Raw genomic sequence first — 17,393 nt, forward strand, 5'->3', positions numbered from 1 at the left:
TGTGATCCCTGTCCGGCGATCGGCGGCCGGCGTTGCCGCACGGTTCACCCGGGGTCCATTCCGGTTGCCAACGCTCCCTGGTGAGGGGGCAGTTGCGGGCTTTCCGCGCTGCCCCCGCCGCTGCCCGTCCGTACCAGGGAGCTCGCGCATGCCCCGTACACGGTCCGCCGCCCCCTCCGTAACCGGCCTGGATCGCCGGGCCTTTCTCACCGCCGCCGGCGCCGTCGGCGCCACCACCGCCCTCGCGCTCGCGTACGGGACCGGCGCCGCCCCGACCGCCGCGCCGGACCGGTTCGCCCCGCCCCTCGTCGCCCCGGAACCGGTCGTCGCGCCACCCGTTCCCCGGGTGCCGTACGCCGAGGGCACCACCCTCGCCACGGTGGCCACTCCGCGCGGCGCCGCCGGATACCGCAGACTCGCCGAGGGCCCCGGCTGGGACCGCGTCGTACGCGCCGAACTCGCCGCCGCGCGCCCCGGCCGGGACGACCGGCGTACCGTACTGGCCTCCTTCGTGCAGTTCACCGACCTCCACCTGGTCGACGTGCAGAATCCGCTGCGCCACGAATACCTGCGGGTGCGGGCGGCCGGTGCCTGGCGTCCGCAGGAGGCACTGTCCGTCGCGGGCGCGGTCTCCCTCGTCGAACGCGTCAACAGCCTGCCCGGCGGGCCCGCCACCGGCGCGCCGCTGTCCTTCGCGATGACCACCGGCGACAACACCGACAACAACTCCAGCATCGAACTGGACTGGTTCCTCACCGCGATGAGCGGCGGCCGGATCACCCCCAACTCCGGCGACCCCCGGCACTACGAAGGGGTCCAGAACAGCAACCACCCCCTCTACTGGCAGCCGGACAGCGACCTGCGCGACGCCGACAAGATCCGCGGCTTTCCCGGCGTGCCCGGTTTCCTGGAGGCGGCGACCCGCACGGTCACCAGCCCGGGGCTGCGCCTGCCCTGGTACTCGACCGTCGGCAACCACGACTCGCTGCCCGGCGGCTGCTGCACCCCCGACGACCCGTTCCTGGCCGAGATCGCCACCGGCGGGCGCAAGCTGGAACTGCTGCCCGCCGACGAGGCGATCCGCGCCTACCTCGCGGTACTCGGCGGCCCGGGCCCCGGGCGGCGGGAATTCGCCGACCTGCTGAAGGCGCACGGGAGGCGGGCGCGCTCGGTCACCCCGGACGAGCGCCGCGTCCCCTTCACCCGCGCCGGCTATCTGCGCGCGCACCTGGCCCCCCGCTACACCGGCCCGGGGCCGCACGGCCACGGCTATACGGCGGCCGACCTCGACGCGGACCGGCTGTACTACAGCTTCCGCATCGCGGAGGACGTGGTGGGCGTCAGCCTCGACACCACCGACCCCGGCGGCCACCACACCGGCTCGCTCGGCTCCGGACAGCTGCGCTGGCTCGACCGCACGCTGCGGGCCCACCCGTACGAGCACGTCCTCGTCTTCAGCCACCACACCAGTACGTCGATGGACAACACCGTGCCCGACCCGGCCCACCCGGCCGAGCGGCGGCACAGCGGGGCCGAGCTGGTCGCGCTGCTCTCCCGGCACCGCAACGTACGGGCGTGGATCAACGGCCACAGCCACCGCAACCAGATCACCCCGCACGGCACGTTCTGGGAGGTCACCACCGCCTCGCACGTCGACTTCCCGCAGCTGGCCCGGGTCGTGGAGGTGACGGACAACCGCGACGGCACGCTGTCCCTGTTCACCACGCTCGTCGAGTCGGGCGCGCCGTCCCGTACGGACTTCGGCGACCTTTCGCAGCGGGGTCTGGCCGCGCTCTACCGCGAACTGTCCTGCAACGCGCCGGGAGCCCGGAGCGATCTGTCCGGCGGCCCCGGTGACCGCAACACCGAGCTGCTGCTGAAGCGGCACTGACGGGCGCAGCCGCCGGGGTCAGCGCGGCAGCACCACCACGTACGTGCCCGGGTCCTCGTCGTCCGCCGCCATCAGGGCCGTACGGACCACCGCCGCCTGCTGCTCCGGGGCGTCGCGCAGGGTGCGCGGGGTGACGTGGACGACCGTGATGCCCAGCCGCTCCAGGTGCTCGCGCTTGCGGGCGTACTCGGACCAGAGCGCGTCCTCGTCCTGGCGCGGCGCCCGCGCGTCGATCTCCACGGCCACCGCCTGCTCGGGCCAGTACGCGTCCACCCCGCCCAGGTGGGGGCCGCCGGGCAGCCGCAGCTCCACGTTCCACAGCGGGTCCGGCAGGCCGTACTCCCGCACCAGCTCGTAGAGCCGGCCCTCGGCCAGCGCGCGGCCCTCGGCCAGCAGCGCGTCCACCGCGTCCACCACGTGCGGCTGGTTCAGCAGCCGGGCCTGGGAGAATTCGCGCACCACCGCGGTGGCTTCGCAGTGGCCGCCGCGCACCGCCTCGGTCAGCAGCCGCCGTACCGTACAGGCGTCGGTGAGCGCGCCGACGGCGTCCGCCAGCGCGCGGGGCACGGGGGCGACCGGCACGCCGGTGATCTGCTGCGGGCGCGGCATGACCTGCGCCCGGACGACGCGCGCGAAGCCGATGGTGCGCAGCCGCCGGGTGCGCGGCACCAGGACCTCGATCCGGTCCAGGGACAGCAGCGGGGGAGCGGACGAGAAGCGGTGCAGGGCCAGCGCCGCCAGCCCGGTGATCATCGGCCCGCCTTCGGTCGCGGTGCCGCCCTGCGCGGGGACGGCGGGCTGCCGGTTCGCCGCGTACAGCAGCACCGCGTGCAGCCGCTCCTCGCTGGTGGGCGGCCCGGGGTGGAGCAGGTGCACGCCCGGCAGCACCTGCTGCCAGGGGCCACCGGGGCGACACCGCTCGGCCGTCTCCGACGTGTCGACGCCGTGCTCGCGCAGCTGGCGGGTGGTCAGGACGCGTGGCCCGGCGCCGGGACGGCTGTGCAGCGGAAGGGGGGAGAGCGGGGTGGGTGACTCCCCGCCGGAGCCAGGGGAAGTGTGGTTCATGCCCGGCCCATTCCCGCCCCCGTCCCGCCTCCTAACGCCTGTTACACGCCCGTCGACAAACCCGGACGACGCCGTCCTAAAGTACGGGCGTTCGATCGCCGAAAATGGCAGGTTCGGCCCGAGTCGGCGAGCGCCGGGGTGCGCACCCGGTCAGTCGTACGAGGGTACGGGTGCGCACACCGGCCGGCCGCCGGGCGGGATTTCGGCGGCAGGACCTACCGCGCGGCCTGCGCGTCGCAGGTCTGCGCCCGCAGCGCCCGCGCCAGGTCGTCCCGCGCCTCCGACACCAGCCGCCGCAGCGCGGGCGGCGCCGACGGGTGGCCCGTCAGCCACGCGTCCGCCGCCTCCAGCGTCTCCCGGTCGCCCTGGAGCATGGGGAACAGCCCCCGCACCACGGCCATGCCGATCTCGATCGACCGCTCCCGCCACACGCGCTCGATGGCGGCGAAGTACTTGGGCGCGTACGGGGCCAGCAGCTCCCGCTGGTTCGCCTGTACGCAGCCGGAGATCGTCGCCTCGACCAGGGCGTTGGACAGCGCGTCGGACTCCACCACGTCCGCCCAGGCCCGTGCCTTGACCTCGGGCGAGGGGCGGGCGGCCAGGCAGCGGACGTGGTGGCGGCGGCCGGAGGCGGTGTCGTCGCGCCGCAGTTCGGCGTCGAGCGCCGCCTCGCCGACGGCGTCGTGCGCGGCCAGCGGCTCCAGGAACGTCCAGCGCAGCTCCTGGTCCACGTCCAGGCCGTCGATCCGCGCCGTACCGTCCAGCAGGCCCTGGAGCAGCTGGAGGTCGGCCGCCGTGGTGGCAACCGAGGCGAAGAACCGCGCCCAGGAGAGCTGGTGGCCGCTGCCCGGCTCGGCCAGCCGCAGTTCGTGCAGCGCGCCCTGCGCCAGCTCCTGCGCGGCCAGGTCGCGGTGGTCGGCCGCCGCGTAGTGGGTGAGGGCGTAGCGGGCCTGCGCGTGCAGCGTCTGGAGCACGCCGATGTCCGACTCGCGGCCCGCGAAGGCGAGCACCAGCGCGAGGTAGTCGCGGGCGGGCATCAGGCCGTCGCGGGTCAGGCCCCACACCGCGGACCAGCACAGCGCGCGCGACAGCGGATCGGTGATCTCGCCGAGGTGGCCGCGCAGCGTGGCCAGCGACCGCTCGTCGAAACGGACCTTGCAGTACGTCAGGTCGTCGTCGTTGACCAGGATCAGTTCCGGGCGGTCGGCGCCGGTCAGCTCGGTGACGACGGTGCGCGGGCCCGAGATGTCCAGTTCGGCGCGGGCGTAGCGCACCAGCGCGCCGTCCGCGTCCTCCCGCCGGTACAGGCCCACGGCCACCCGGTGCGGACGCAGTTCGGGGTGCCCGGCCGCCGCCTCCTGCTGGATGCTCAGTTCGGTGATGCGGCCCTCGGCGTCGTAGGTGACCTGCGGGGTCAGCGCGTTGACGCCGGCCGTCTCCAGCCAGGCGCGCGACCAGGTGGCCAGGTCGCGGCCCGAGGTCTCCTCCAGGACGGACAGCAGGTCGGCCAGGCGCGTGTTGCCGTACGCGTGGCGCTTGAAGTAGCGCCGCGCGCCCTCCAGGAACGCGTCCCGCCCCACGTACGCCACCAGCTGCTTGAGGACGGCCGCGCCCTTGGCGTACGTGATGCCGTCGAAGTTGAGCTTGGCGTCCTCCAGGTCGCGGATGTCGGCCGTGACCGGGTGGGTGGACGGCAGCTGGTCGGCGCGGTACGCCCAGGCCTTGCGGCCGTTGGCGAAGGTGATCCAGCCGTTGGTGAAGCGGGTCGCCTCCACCAGCGACAGCGCGCCCATGAAGTCGGCGAACGACTCCTTGAGCCACAGGTCGTCCCACCACTGCATGGTGACCAGGTCGCCGAACCACATGTGCGCCATCTCGTGGAGGATGACGTTGGCGCGGCGCTCGTAGGACGCCTCGGTCACCTTGCCGCGGAAGACGAACTCCTCGCGGAAGGTGACACAGCCCGGGTTCTCCATCGCGCCGATGTTGTACTCGGGCACGAACGCCTGGTCGTACTTCCCGAACGGGTACGGATAGTCGAAGTGGTCGTGGAAGAAGTCCAGGCCCTGCTTGGTGACGGTGAAGATGTCCTCGGGGTCGAAGTGCCGCGCCAGCCCCTTGCGGCACAGCGCGCCGAGCGGGATCTCCAGCTTGGTGCCGTCGTCGAGGGTGCGCCGGTAGGTGTCCGAGACGTAGTGGTACGGGCCCGCGACGACGGCCGTGATGTACGTGGAGATCGGCCGCGTCCCGGCGAAGCGGTACGTACCCGCCTCCGGCTCGCCCACCTGCGCGCCGTTGCTGAGCACCACCCAGCCGTCGGGCGCGGTCACCTCGAAGCGGAACGGCGCCTTCAGGTCGGGCTGCTCGAAGTTCGCGAACACCCGGCGGGCGTCGGCGGGCTCGTACTGCGTGTAGAGGTAGACCTCGCCGTCCTCGGGGTCGACGAAGCGGTGCAGGCCCTCACCGGTGCGGCTGTACGCGCACCGGGCGTCCACCACCAGCGTGTTCTCCGCCGCCAGGTCCGCCAGGGCGATCCGGGTGCCGTCGAAGACGTCGGCCGGGTCCAGTGCGCGGCCGTTGAGGGTGACGGCGGTGACCGACGGCGCCACGAGGTCGGCGAAGCTCGCGGCGCCGGGCTCGGCGCAGGTGAAGCGGACGGTGGTACGCGAGCGGAAGGTCCGCGCGGCCTCGCCCTCCCCGACGGCCGACCGCAGGTCCAGCGCCACGTCGTACCCTTCGACGCGCAGCAGTGCGGCCCGTTCCCGGGCCTCGTCTCGGGTCAGATTCTCACCGGGCACGACGTGACTCCCTCGTCCTCGTCTCGTATATCGAACACGGGGAATCATGGCACGCCGGGCACCGGTTGAAGCGGTCACCGATCCGCCGATCGGCCACCGAAGCGAACGCCCGAGGAGTCACCGTGACCGAGACCGCCGCAGCCGCCGGGACCGCCAGGGTCCCGGCCGACTTCTGGTTCGACCCGTCCTGCCCGTGGGCCTGGCTGACCTCCCGCTGGATGCTGGAGGTGGAGAAGGTGCGCCCCGTGGAGGTGCGCTGGCACGTGATGAGCCTGGGCGTGTTGAACGAGGACAAGCTCGACGAACTGCCCGAGGAGTACCGCGAGAAGAACCGCCCCGGCGGGGTGGTGTGGGGCCCGGTACGGGTGTGCATCGCGGCCGAGCAGCAGTACGGGCCCGAGGTCCTCGCCCGCCTCTACACCGCGCTCGGCACCCGCTTCCACAACCAGGGCCTGCCGCGCACCAAGGAGACGATCGCCGCCGCCCTGGAGGAGGCCGGCCTGCCCGCGTCCCTGGCCGACGCGGCCGACACCGACACGTACGACACGGAGCTGCGCGCCTCCCACAAGGCGGGCATCGAGCTGGTGGGCCAGGAGGTGGGCACCCCGGTCATCGCGGTCCCCGGTCCCGACGGCGAGCAGATCGCCTTCTTCGGCCCGGTCGTCACCCCCGCCCCCAAGGGCGAGCAGGCCGCCCAGCTGTGGGACGGCACCCTGATGGTCGCCTCCATCCCCGGCTTCTACGAGATCAAGCGGACGCGGACGCGGACGCGGGGGCCGGAGTTCGGCTGAGGCACGGCGCGCGCGTCGGCCGTCACGCCGCCGTGGACCGAGTCGGCCCGGCACGCCGCCGACGCACAGAAAGGCCCCCGCGAGTCACGTCCTCACGGGGGCCTTCCCTTCATCCGCCTGCCGGGTGAAGGTTGAGAAGACGATCACGAGGCAGGACGTCTGGCGGCGCCGGGCGGCGCGTGCCGCTTACGGGGCGAGCAGCAGGTTGTTGGCGCGCTCCTTGGCGGCGGTGTAGCGCTTGGCCACGTCCTGCCAGTTGACGACGTTCCACATCGCCTCGATGAAGTCCACCTTCTGGTTCTTGTACTGGAGGTAGAAGGCGTGCTCCCAGGCGTCGAAGACCAGGATCGGGACCGAGCCCTGGCCGACGTTGCCCTGGTGGTCGTAGATCTGCTCGACGATGAGGCGGCCGGTGACCGGCTCGTAGGCGAGCACGCCCCAGCCGGAGCCCTGCGTGGTGGCGGCCGCCTTGGACAGCTGGGCCTTGAACTTGGCGAACGAGCCGAAGTTCTCCGCGATGGCGTCCGCCAGCTCGCCGACGCCGTCCTTCTCCAGCGGCTCGCCGCCGCCGTCGCCGGTCATGTTGTGCCAGTAGATGCTGTGCAGGATGTGGCCGGAGAGGTGGAACGCGAGGTTCTTCTCCAGGCCGTTGATCGAGCCCCACTGATCCTTGTCGCGCGCCTCGGCGAGCTGCTCCAGGGTGTCGTTGGCGCCCTTGACGTACGCCGCGTGGTGCTTGTCGTGGTGCAGCTCGATGATCTCGGGGCTGATGACGGGCGCGAGCGCCGAGTAGTCGTACGGAAGTTCCGGAAGTGTGTACGTGGCCATGTCGAGCCCTCCAGCTGCTTACGACCTTTAATTGCAACCGACTTGCATCTGCACGTTATCAGCATGAGTGATCACGAACCGGCCGTGGGGAGGGGTCTGGGCCAAAAGAAGGAGGCGGCGCCCGACCTCGGTCCGAGGTCCGGCGCCGCCTCCGAAAAGGGCCGCGCTATTGAGTGAGGTAAGCCTTACCGAACTAGTGGGAACTAGCGGGAATTCTGCGAGGTGACGGCCGACAGATCCTGTTCGGCCGTCTTTTGACCCGCCATTCGCTGCCGGATCAGACCGATGACGACGAGCACCACACCGAACCCGCCGGTGAAGTACAGCTGCATGCGCTGGTTCTCGTCCCGCAGCATCAGCACCAGCACCGCCACCACACCGGCCAGCGCCACCCACGTCAGCGCGGGGAAGAGCCACATCCGCACCACCAGCTTCTCCGGCGTCTCGCGCTCCAGCCGGCGGCGCATCCGCAGCTGCGCCACGGCGATGAAGCCCCACACGACGAGGATCGCCGCGCCCACCATGTTCAGCAGCCACTGGAAGACGGTCTCCGGCCACCAGTAGCTGAACAGCACCGCGAGGAAGCCGAAGGCCGAGCAGAGGACCACCGCGCGGCGCGGCACGCCGCCGCTGACCGTGCGCAGGAAGCGCGGGCCCTGGCCGCGGGCGGACAGGGAGTGCGCCATCCGGGAGGAGCCGTAGATGTTGGCGTTCATCGCGGACAGCAGCGCGATCAGGATGACCACGTTCATGATCTGTCCGGCCGCCGGGATGTGCAGGTAGTCCAGGACCGCGACGTACGGGCCGTTCTTGGCGATGTCCGCGTTGTTCCAGGGGATGACGGTCACGATGACCGCCATCGAGCCGACGTAGAACAGCGCGATGCGCCACATCGCGGTGCGCACGGCCCGCGCCACGCCGCGCACCGGGTCCTTGGACTCGGCCGCCGCGATCGTCACGGTCTCCAGCCCGCCGTACGCGAAGACGGAGGCCAGCAGGCCGATCACCAGGCCGTCCGAACCGTTGGGCAGGAACCCGCCGTCGCCGGTCAGATGGGCCGCGCCGGGCGCCGACGTACCGGGCAGCACGCCGAAGATGGCGAGCAGGCCGAGGACGAGGAAGATGCCGATCGCGGTGATCTTCAGCGCCGCGAACCAGAACTCGAACTCGCCGAAGTTGCTGACCGCCGCCAGGTTGGCCCCGCAGAAGACCACCATGAACAGCAGCACCCACATCCAGGGCTGCGTGTCCGGGAACCAGCCGGTCATGATCCCGGCGGCGCCGATCGCCTCGGCGGCCACCGCCACGCACAGCTGCGCGGTGAACATCCAGCCCGTCGTGAACCCCGCCCACGGGCCGATCGAGCGCCCGGCGTGCACGGAGAACGAGCCGGAGGCCGGGCTCGCCGCCGCCATCTCGCCGAGCATCCGCATCACCAGCATGACCAGGCAGCCGGAGACGGCGTAGGCGAGGACGATGGAGGGGCCGGCCGCCGCGATGCCCTCCTTGGAGCCGACGAACAGCCCGGCGCCGATCACGCCGCCGAGGGCGATCATCGACAGATGCCGCTGCTTGAGCCCGTTGGACAGCGGCGGGGCGGCGTCCGGGCCCGCCGGTGCCGGTCCGGTGCCGTCCGGGGACCGCTCGGCGCCCGGGACCCGGCCGGTCCGCTCGCGCTCGGGCGTGGTGGACGAAGGTGTCCGATTCATGGTCGTACCTGTCCCATTAAGTGAGAGCGGAGCGAGACGATCGACGGAAAACGCGCTCAGTTTGAGTGTCCGTGTCCGCTGAGGGCAACAGTCGTGCAGCAGTTGTTCGGTATTCAGACGAGATCGTGACCGGCCGCATTCACACCGTTGTGACACGTGACCCTGGGTGAGTCGGAGCGGAAGTGGGGCGACCGGTTCCGGCCGTCCGCCCGCTCCCGGCGCGCGCGGCGCGGTCAGCCGCCGGACCGCCGCGCCCGCAGCTCCCGTACGCCCGCGACCACCAGCACCGCACCGGTCGCGGCGGCCGACCACAGCAGCTGCGGCCGCGCCCCGTCGTCGGTCAGCATCAGCACCAGCACCGCCGCCATGGCCGCCAGCGCCGTCCAGGTCAGATACGGGAACGCCCACATGCGCAGCGTCAGCTTCTCCGGCGCCGTGCGCTCCAGCTGCCGCCGCAGCCGCAGCTGCGACACCGCGATCAGGCCCCAGACGAACAGCAGCACCGCGCCGACCGAATTGAGCATGTAGAGGAAGACGGTGTCCGGCCACAGCAGATTCAGCAGTACGGAGACGAAACCGAACGCCACCGACGACAGCACCGCCCGGCGCGGCACCCCGCCCGCCGTCACCTTCAGCAGCGAACGCGGCGCCTCGCCCCGCTCGGCCAGCGAGAAGACCATCCGCGACGAGCCGTAGAGGTTGGCGTTGAGCGCCGACAGCAGCGCCACGAAGACGACGACGTTCATGATCTGGCCCGCGCCCGGCACGCCGATGCTGTCCAGCACCGCCACGTACGGGCTCTTGCCCGGCTGCATCGACGACCAGGGCAGCAGGGTCACCACGACCAGCATCGAGCCCACGTAGAAGAAGAGGATGCGCCACACCGCGCTGCGCACCGCGCGCGCCACGTTGCGCGCCGGGTCGTCGGACTCGGCCGCGGCGATGGTGACGACCTCCAGGCCGCCGAAGGCGAAGGCCACGGCGAGGACGCCGGAGACCACGCCCTGCCAGCCGTTGGGCAGGAAGCCGCCCTGCCCGGTGAGGTTGCTCAGCCCGACCGGGTCGGTGTCCGGCAGCACGCCGAAGATCGCGAGCAGGCTGAGCACCAGGAACAGCACGATCGCGGCGACCTTCAGCGTCGCGAACCAGAACTCGAACTCGCCGAAGCTCTTGACCGCGGTGAGGTTGGCCGCCGTGAACACCAGCATGAAGATCAGCACCCAGCCCCACTGGGGGACCGCCGGCACCCACCCGTTGGCGATCTGCGCCGCGCCGGTGGCCTCCACCGCCAGCACCACCACCAGCAGGAACCAGTACAGCCACCCCACGCTGAAGCCCGCCCAGCGGCCGAGCGCGCGCTCCGCGTGCACCGAGAAGGCGCCCGAAGCGGGCATCGCCGAGGACATCTCGCCCAGCATCCGCATGATCAGCATGGCCAGCGCGCCCGCGATCAGATACGACAGCACGATGCCGGGCCCGGCCACCGCGATCCCGGCGCCGGAGCCCACGAACAGGCCCGCGCCGATCACCCCGCCCAGCCCGAGCATGGTCAGATGGCGCTGTTTGAGCCCGGCGGACAGCGGCTCGCGCCCCCCGCCGCCATCGCTGAGCGGCGGCGTTCCTGCGGCGGTGGGTGCGTCGTGCATGGGCTCGTACTCTCGCAAAAGGTCTTTGGGGGAACTCCACAGGGCCCCGCGTCGTTCCCCCAGTTTCCCCGCCCGTCGCGCGCTACCACAAAATGCGCGCCCGTCCGTGGCGCCTTCCGTGATGAGCATCACGTGACCTGCGAAGACCGCCGACGGGCCGGTACGCCCCAAGGGTCCGGGCGATGTTCGGAACTCTCCAAGGAGACCATTGCGCCTTTGTCGCCGCCACACGATGATCGGCCGAGGGGCGCTGGACTAACGTCAACGCGTCCCCGGACTGTCCCCGCCCGACTCACACCCGCGGAGTTCCCGATGAGCACTGCCGACGCAACCACCAGGCCCGGTGCGGTCCTGGCCGATCTGCTGCCCGCCGCCGGCGCCACCCGCGCCCGTGCCCGCGACGCCGCGCTGATCGCCGGCGGCGCCGCGCTCACCGGCATCGCCGCGCAGATCGCCCTCCCGGTCCCCGGCTCCCCGGTCCCGGTCACCGGCCAGACCTTCGCCGCGCTGCTCGTCGGCGCCTCGCTCGGCGCGGGCCGCGGCTTCCTGTCGCTCGGCCTGTACGCGCTGCTCGGCATGGCGGGCCTGCCCTGGTTCGCGAACGGTGCCTCCGGCGCGGGCGGCGCGACCTTCGGTTACGTCCTCGGCATGCTCCTCGCCGCCACCGCGGTCGGCGCGCTGGCCCGCCGCGGCGGCGATCGCGGCCCGCTGCGCACCGTCGGCACGATGGCCGTCGGCACGGCCCTGATCTACGCGGTCGGCGTCCCCTTCCTCGCGCTGAGCACCGGCATGCCGTTCGGCCAGGCCGTCGCGGCCGGTCTCGTCCCGTTCCTGATCGGCGACGCCCTCAAGGCCGCGCTGGCGATGGGCGCGCTGCCCACCGCGTGGAAGCTGCTCGGCCGCCGCGGCTGACCCCGCGCGCCCCGCGCCGTACGGACCGGGCCCCGCACCACCACCTCGCGTGGCGGCGCGGGGCCCGTCCGCGTTCCGTGCCCGTCCGGTTCCAACCCCTCACCTGCGGCTCTGCCGACGGGTGGTGATCCATACCCCGGTCCCCCCGAGGACCAGCAGCGCCGCGGCGGCGCCCGCCAGCGGCAGCACCGAGGGAGCGCCCGTCTGCGGCAGCCGCTCACCGGGCGCCGCGGAACCGGACTCCGACGGCGCCGGGGTGCTGGTCGCCGAACCGGCCGGTACGTTCGCCGTGTTCAGCATCAGCGGGGTGTCCGGCGCGTCCGACACCGGATGACGCGTGCCGAAATTCACCGGTCCCTGCTGCCACAGCACCGTGTCCGAGTTTCCCAGTGTCACCGGCAGACAGATCTGCCCCTGCTTTTTCAGATCGAAATGCGCGGTGACGTCGAACGTACGGCTCTTACCGCTCGCCAGGGAACTGATGGCACACGAATACGCGCTGTTCGCGCTCGCTGGCAACTGCCCCTCGGGCACCTTCGTGCACCCGGCCACATTCTTCACCGTCAGCCCCTGGAATCCGGCCACCGTCAGCCGGATCGCGCCGGTGTCCTTGCCGCCCTTGTTGGTGACCTTGGCGGTCAGCGTGGTCGCGCCGGTCGCGGTCTGCACCGAAATCCGCTCCGGCAGCTCGGTGGTCACCCGATAGCCGGCCGGCGCTGCGGAACCGGCCTTTCCGCCCGCGCTGCTGCCGGGCGCCGGATCGGCCGCCAGGGCCGCCGGACCGGCCGCCAGCGTCAGCGCGGCGGCCGCCGCCGAAATCATGAACGCACCTTTTCCCGCTCGGATCGTGTCCATTCTCGAACCCCCCTTTTCCGCATCCTCGGCCGAGGTATTTGATGGGTACCACAAGATTCCGCGGGTGCTGTGGGGGCTGGGCATGGTGGGGAATACGAGCGAGGCGGGACCCGGCCGGCTGGCGGCCGGCCGTTACCGTCTGCTGGAACTGATCGGCCGCGGCGGAATGGGACGGGTGTGGCGCGCCCGCGACGAAATCCTCGACCGGTGGGTCGCGGTCAAGGAAATACGCATCGACGAACGCGTCGGCGAGGAGAGCGTGGTGCAGCGCGAGCGCAGCCTGCGCGAGGCCCGCGCCACCGCCCGTATCGACCATCCCAACGTGGTGCGGGTGCACGACGTGGCCGAGGAGGGCGACCGGCTGTGGATCGTGATGCAGCTGGTCCAGGCCCGCTCCCTGGAACAGATCCTCGCCCAGGACGGCCCGCTGACCCCGGAGGCGGCGGCCCGGGTCGGCACCGGACTGGCCCGCGCGCTGCGCGAGGTGCACGCGGTGGGCGTACTCCACCGGGACGTCAAGCCCGGCAACGTCCTGATCGACGACCGCGGCGCGGTGGTGCTCACCGACTTCGGCATCGCGGCCATGCAGGACGCCACCGCCCTCACCATGGCGGGCATGCTCATCGGCTCGCCGGACTACATGGCGCCCGAGCGGGTGGCGGGCGAGGAACAGGGCCCGCCCTCCGACCTGTGGTCGCTGGGCGCCACCCTGTGCGCGGCGGTGGCGGGCCAGTCACCGTTCACCCGCGCCACGACCCTCGCCACGCTGCACGCGGTGCTGCACGAGGAGCCCGCGATCCCGCCCGCCGCGGGCCCGCTGCGCGAGGTGCTGGTCGCCCTGTTCAACAAGGCGCCCGAGGCGCGCCCCACTCTGGCGGAGGTCGAGGCACGGCTGGAGCCGCTGGTACGGCAGGCCGCGGCGGCGGCCCCGACGGCGGCGATGAGCGCGGCGGCGGCCGTGGACGTCCGTACGCCCACGGTGGCCGACCCGGCACCGGACCGCTCCGAGGCGGGGGAGCGGGTGAGGGGGGAACCAGCGGGAGCGGTGCGGCCCGAAGCGGAAGCGGTGCGGCCCGAGGCCAAGGTGCCGCTTGAAGCCGAGGTGTCACCCAACGCCGAGGAGCCACCCGAAGCCGAGGTGCCGCCCGCCGAGATGCCGTCCGAATCCGGGACACCCCCGGAGACCGTCCCCGTAAAGACCCCCTCCGCACCCCCACCACCCCCGCCGTCCCGCCCCCGTCGCAAGGGCCACGCCCTGCTCGCCGCCGGGGGCGTCGCCGTATCGGCCGCCGCGGTCGTGGTGGTCGTCGTGCTGGCGCAGGGTGCGGATTCCGGTGGTACGGGCGGTGCCGGTGCGGGGTCCGGGCGTCCCACCACGGCCGGTGCGAGTACCGCCCCTACGACCGGCGGCCCGGCGGCCACGGCCGGGTCCCGCCGTACGGAGAACGGGTTCAGCTGGATTCCGCCCGCGGGCTGGAACCGTACCGAGGAGTCGTCCAGCCACGTCACGTACAGCACGAAGGACGGCTCCACGCTCGTCTCGGCGCGCCAGGACCCGTCATCGGGCGGCGATCTGCTGACCGTCTGGCGGCAGTACGAGGCGCAGCAGCACGATGTGCCGGGCTACCGCAGGACGCGGCTGGAGCGCACGACCTTCCAGGGGCACCCGGCCGTCGTGTGGGAATTCGCCTACCTCAGGGACGGCCGGCCGGCCCATGGGCGGCAGCTCGGCTTCCGTACCGGGTACCGGACCTATCAGGTCAACCTCTGGTACCTGGATTCCGCCGGGGCCGCCGCCCTGCGCGCCTACGACCGGGTCAAGGAGTCCTTCCGCGCGTCCCCCTGATCCGCCGGGCCGCCGTCCGCCGCGGTCACCGCACCGCCCGCGGCCTTGCGGCGGCGGTCCAGCACCAGGCCCACGGCCAGCACGACCACGGCCGCGACCACCGACAGCACCATCTGCTTGCGCCCGTCGGGGTTGTAGAACATGTAGCCGATGACGAACAGGATCAGCGCGATCGTGGCGTACGTCAGGTACGGGTACAGCCACATCCGTACCGTCAGCCGCTCCGGCATCTCCCGCTCGATGACCTTGCGCATCCGCAGCTGCGAGAAGCAGATGACCAGCCAGACGAAGAGCGCCACCGCGCCGGAGGAGTTCAGCAGGAACTCGAAGACGGTGTCCTTCGAGGTGTAGCTGAAGATCGTCGCGACGAAGCCGAAGGCGACCGAGGCCCAGATGGCGGTCGCCGGGACGCCGCCCTTGTTCACCCGCGCGAAGGACTTCGGCGCGTCGCCCCGCTCACCGAGCGAGAACGCCATCCGGGAGGCGGTGTACAGGCCGGAGTTCAGGCAGGACAGCACGGCGGTGAGCACCACGATGTCCATGACGGTGCCGGCCGCCGGGATGTCCAGCGACTTCAGCACGGCCACGTACGGGCTCTTGTCGAGCGCCGGGTCGTCCCACGGCAGCAGCGTCACGATCACCGTGATCGAGCCGATGTAGAAGAGCGCGATCCGCCAGATGACGCTGTTGACGGCCTTGCGGACGGCCTGCACCGGGTTGGGCGACTCGCTCGCCGCCAGGGTGACGATCTCGCTGCCCATGAAGGAGAAGACCACCAGCAGCATGCCGGAGAGGATCGCGCCGGGCCCGTTCGGCAGGAACCCGCCGTGGCCGGTCAGGTTCGCCATGCCCACCGCGTGGTCGCCGGGCGGCAGACCGAAGATCGCCAGCGCGCCGATCACGATGAACACCACGATCGCCACGACCTTGATGCCGGCGAACCAGAACTCGAACTCGCCGAAGGACCCGACGGAGATCAGGTTGGTGCCGGTCAGCACGATCATCACCAGCAGCGCCCACGCCCACTGCGGGACGGCGGGGACCCAGCCGGTCAGGATCGAGGCGGCGGCGGTCGCCTCGACGGCCAGCACGACCGACCAGAAGAACCAGTACAGCCAGCCGATGGTGAAGCCCGCCCAGCGGCCCAGCGCCCGGTCCGCGTAGGCGGAGAACGAGCCGGAGGTGGGGGAGGCGGCGGCCATCTCGCCCAGCATCCGCATCACCAGGACGACCAGCAGGCCGGTCAGCGCGTACGAGATCAGGATGCCGGGGCCGGCGGCCGCGATGCCGGCGCCGGAGCCCACGAACAGGCCCGCGCCGATCACGCCGCCGATGGCGATCATCGACAGATGGCGGTTCTTCAGACCTGCCTGAAGGCCGTCGGGAGACTGGCCTCCGCCGGGGCCGCCGCCGGGGTTCCCGGCTGCCTTGCCCGCGTTCATGGTCGGCGGATGCGCGCCCATGTGCACCGTCCTTCTGTGGTTCTCGGTGTCGAGTCCCCGCATTAGAACTGCGTTAACGGCCGTTTTGGAAGATCTGAATCCGGATCGTTGTGTGGATCTCATTTCCGCATGTCATCGCGTGTACACCGCACGTATGACCGGAGGGAACCCCGGCGGCACCTACCCCGGGCCCGATCGCCCACACACTCGTGCAACACTCGGCACATGCGCGTGTATCTCGGCTCCGACCATGCCGGTTTCGAACTGAAGAATCACCTCGTCGAGTGGCTCAAGGCCCACGGCCACGAGCCCGTGGACTGCGGCCCGCACATCTACGACGCCGTGGACGACTACCCGCCGTTCTGCCTGCGCGCCGCCGAGCGGACCGCGGCCGACCCGGAGAGCCTGGGCATCGTCATCGGCGGTTCGGGCAACGGCGAGCAGATCGCCGCCAACAAGGTCAAGGGCGTACGGGCGGTACTGGCCTGGAGCGAGGAGACCGCCAAGCTGGGCCGCGAGCACAACAACGCCAACGTGATCTCGGTCGGCGGCCGGATGCACACCCAGGACGAGGCGACGAAGTTCATCGAGGTGTTCCTGGCCACGCCGTACTCGAACGAGGAGCGGCACACCCGCCGCATCGAGATGCTCTCCCGCTACGAGACCACCGGCGAGCTCCCGGAGATCCCGGCCCACCACCCGCAGCAGGGCTGAGCCCGTCTTCCGTACCGCCCGCGCCACCGAAGGCGCGGGCGGGCGCGGTCCGTTCCCGTACCACCCGCCGAGGAGGCACCGGCCCATGCCCGAGGGGCACACGATCCACCGCCTCGCGCTGGACCACCGTGCGCGCTTCGAGGGCGCGCCGGTCCGGGCGAGCAGCCCCCAGGGCAAGTTCTCCGACAGCGCGGCGCTGATCGACGGCCAGGTCATGACCACCGCCGAGGCGCACGGCAAGCACCTCTTCCTCGGCTTCGGGCCCACCGGCTGGGTCCACGTCCACCTCGGCCTCTTCGGCAAGCTGGCCTTCGGCGACGCCCCCGCGCCGCCGCCCACCGACACCGTACGGCTGCGGCTGGCCAACGACACGGCCTACGCGGACCTGCGCGGGCCCACCACCTGCGCGCTGCTCACCGGCGCCGAGAAGCAGGCGATACACGACCGGCTGGGCCCCGATCCGCTGCGTCCCGGGGACGACGGCGAGCGGGCCTGGGCGCGGATCTCGCGCAGCCGTACGTCGGTCGCCGCCCTGCTGATGGACCAGAAGGTGATCGCGGGCGTCGGCAACGTCTACCGCGCCGAAGTGCTCTTCCGGCACCACATCGACCCGTACCGCGCCGGACGTGATCTGCTGCGGTCCGAATGGGACGCGATCTGGGCGGACCTGGTCGACCTGATGCGCGAAGGCGTCCGGCGCAATCGCATCGACACGGTGCGCGACGAGCACCTCCCCGAGGCCATGGGCCGCCCGCCGCGCGTCGACGACCACGGCGGCGAGGTCTACGTCTACCGCCGCGCCCGCCAGGAGTGCCACATCTGCCGCTCCGAGATCCGCACCGCGCCCCTGGCCAACCGCAACCTCTTCTGGTGCCCCACCTGCCAGCCGAAGTGAG

At 71.9% G+C, this 17,393-nt stretch carries 13 protein-coding genes; 6 read left to right on the plus strand and 7 right to left on the minus strand.

Annotated elements, in window-relative coordinates; genetic code table 11:
- Positions 1–148 precede the first annotated feature (148 nt).
- Entirely contained in the window at positions 149–1,891 is a 1,743-nt protein-coding gene (locus tag CP984_RS26785) for a TIGR03767 family metallophosphoesterase (RefSeq protein ID WP_003983761.1), read from the plus strand.
- 18 nt (positions 1,892–1,909) lie between these two features.
- Here the strand turns inward: CP984_RS26785 and CP984_RS26790 are convergent, their stop codons facing one another.
- Together CP984_RS26790 and pepN are read right to left on the minus strand one after the other, a co-directional pair.
- Positions 1,910–2,956 carry a hypothetical protein gene (locus tag CP984_RS26790; RefSeq protein WP_003983760.1) on the minus strand — a complete coding sequence of 349 codons (1,047 nt, stop codon included), beginning with the start codon at positions 2,954–2,956 and terminating at the stop codon, positions 1,910–1,912.
- Between the two features lie 215 nt (positions 2,957–3,171).
- Positions 3,172–5,754, minus strand: coding sequence for an aminopeptidase N (gene pepN / locus CP984_RS26795; protein WP_003983759.1), 2,583 nt, complete (start codon positions 5,752–5,754; stop codon positions 3,172–3,174).
- 122 nt (positions 5,755–5,876) lie between these two features.
- Between pepN and CP984_RS26800 the strand changes: the two genes are divergently transcribed.
- A complete protein-coding gene (locus CP984_RS26800) occupies positions 5,877–6,545 on the plus strand; it encodes a mycothiol-dependent nitroreductase Rv2466c family protein (protein ID WP_003983758.1) in 669 nt (222 codons plus the stop codon).
- A 186-nt stretch (positions 6,546–6,731) separates the two neighbouring features.
- On the opposite strand, the gene CP984_RS26805 is transcribed toward CP984_RS26800, so the two are convergent.
- From CP984_RS26805 to CP984_RS26815, 3 genes are all read right to left on the minus strand, one after another.
- Entirely contained in the window at positions 6,732–7,373 is a 642-nt protein-coding gene (locus CP984_RS26805; RefSeq protein WP_003983757.1) for a superoxide dismutase, read from the minus strand.
- Positions 7,374–7,576: 203 nt separating this feature from the next.
- Positions 7,577–9,082 (minus strand): amino acid permease, encoded by a 1,506-nt coding sequence (locus CP984_RS26810; RefSeq protein WP_003983756.1) that lies wholly within the window; start codon positions 9,080–9,082, stop codon positions 7,577–7,579.
- A gap of 233 nt (positions 9,083–9,315) precedes the next feature.
- Positions 9,316–10,728: an amino acid permease gene (locus tag CP984_RS26815; RefSeq protein ID WP_003983755.1), complete on the minus strand. Its 1,413-nt coding sequence runs from the start codon at positions 10,726–10,728 to the stop codon at positions 9,316–9,318.
- A 312-nt stretch (positions 10,729–11,040) separates the two neighbouring features.
- Here CP984_RS26815 and CP984_RS26820 point away from each other — a divergent pair, with 312 nt between their 5' ends.
- A complete protein-coding gene (locus CP984_RS26820) occupies positions 11,041–11,640 on the plus strand; it encodes a biotin transporter BioY (protein WP_003983754.1) in 600 nt (199 codons plus the stop codon).
- Between the two features lie 99 nt (positions 11,641–11,739).
- Here the strand turns inward: CP984_RS26820 and CP984_RS26825 are convergent, their stop codons facing one another.
- On the minus strand, positions 11,740–12,462 hold the full coding sequence (locus CP984_RS26825) for a hypothetical protein (RefSeq protein ID WP_050498841.1): 723 nt from the start codon (positions 12,460–12,462) through the stop codon (positions 11,740–11,742).
- 97 nt (positions 12,463–12,559) lie between these two features.
- On the opposite strand from CP984_RS26825, the gene CP984_RS26830 reads away from it, so the two are divergent.
- Positions 12,560–14,341 (plus strand): serine/threonine-protein kinase, encoded by a 1,782-nt coding sequence (locus CP984_RS26830; RefSeq protein WP_003983753.1) that lies wholly within the window; start codon positions 12,560–12,562, stop codon positions 14,339–14,341.
- Here the strand turns inward: CP984_RS26830 and CP984_RS26835 are convergent.
- On the minus strand, positions 14,302–15,804 hold the full coding sequence (locus CP984_RS26835) for an amino acid permease (protein WP_003983752.1): 1,503 nt from the start codon (positions 15,802–15,804) through the stop codon (positions 14,302–14,304). The genes CP984_RS26830 and CP984_RS26835 overlap by 40 nt on opposite strands.
- A gap of 204 nt (positions 15,805–16,008) precedes the next feature.
- On the opposite strand from CP984_RS26835, the gene CP984_RS26840 reads away from it, so the two are divergent.
- Both CP984_RS26840 and CP984_RS26845 read left to right on the plus strand, forming a co-directional pair.
- Positions 16,009–16,497: a ribose-5-phosphate isomerase gene (locus CP984_RS26840; protein WP_003983751.1), complete on the plus strand. Its 489-nt coding sequence runs from the start codon at positions 16,009–16,011 to the stop codon at positions 16,495–16,497.
- 85 nt (positions 16,498–16,582) lie between these two features.
- Positions 16,583–17,392 (plus strand): Fpg/Nei family DNA glycosylase, encoded by an 810-nt coding sequence (locus CP984_RS26845; RefSeq protein WP_003983750.1) that lies wholly within the window; start codon positions 16,583–16,585, stop codon positions 17,390–17,392.
- Position 17,393 lies beyond the last annotated feature (1 nt).

The sequence above is a fragment of the Streptomyces rimosus genome, from assembly GCF_008704655.1.
Lineage (GTDB): Bacteria > Actinomycetota > Actinomycetes > Streptomycetales > Streptomycetaceae > Streptomyces > Streptomyces rimosus.

What these genes read in the sequence shown, in the direction of transcription:
- CP984_RS26835 (WP_003983752.1), bottom strand. Translation starts at nt 15,804, where the DNA reads ATGGGCGCGCATCCGCCGACCATGAACGCGGGCAAGGCAGCCGGGAAC.
- CP984_RS26810 (WP_003983756.1), bottom strand. Translation starts at nt 9,082, where the DNA reads ATGAATCGGACACCTTCGTCCACCACGCCCGAGCGCGAGCGGACCGGC.
- CP984_RS26790 (WP_003983760.1), bottom strand. Translation starts at nt 2,956, where the DNA reads ATGAACCACACTTCCCCTGGCTCCGGCGGGGAGTCACCCACCCCGCTC.
- CP984_RS26820 (WP_003983754.1), top strand. Translation starts at nt 11,041, where the DNA reads ATGAGCACTGCCGACGCAACCACCAGGCCCGGTGCGGTCCTGGCCGAT.
- CP984_RS26840 (WP_003983751.1), top strand. Translation starts at nt 16,009, where the DNA reads ATGCGCGTGTATCTCGGCTCCGACCATGCCGGTTTCGAACTGAAGAAT.
- CP984_RS26805 (WP_003983757.1), bottom strand. Translation starts at nt 7,373, where the DNA reads ATGGCCACGTACACACTTCCGGAACTTCCGTACGACTACTCGGCGCTC.
- CP984_RS26785 (WP_003983761.1), top strand. Translation starts at nt 149, where the DNA reads ATGCCCCGTACACGGTCCGCCGCCCCCTCCGTAACCGGCCTGGATCGC.
- CP984_RS26815 (WP_003983755.1), bottom strand. Translation starts at nt 10,728, where the DNA reads ATGCACGACGCACCCACCGCCGCAGGAACGCCGCCGCTCAGCGATGGC.
- CP984_RS26845 (WP_003983750.1), top strand. Translation starts at nt 16,583, where the DNA reads ATGCCCGAGGGGCACACGATCCACCGCCTCGCGCTGGACCACCGTGCG.
- CP984_RS26825 (WP_050498841.1), bottom strand. Translation starts at nt 12,462, where the DNA reads ATGATTTCGGCGGCGGCCGCCGCGCTGACGCTGGCGGCCGGTCCGGCG.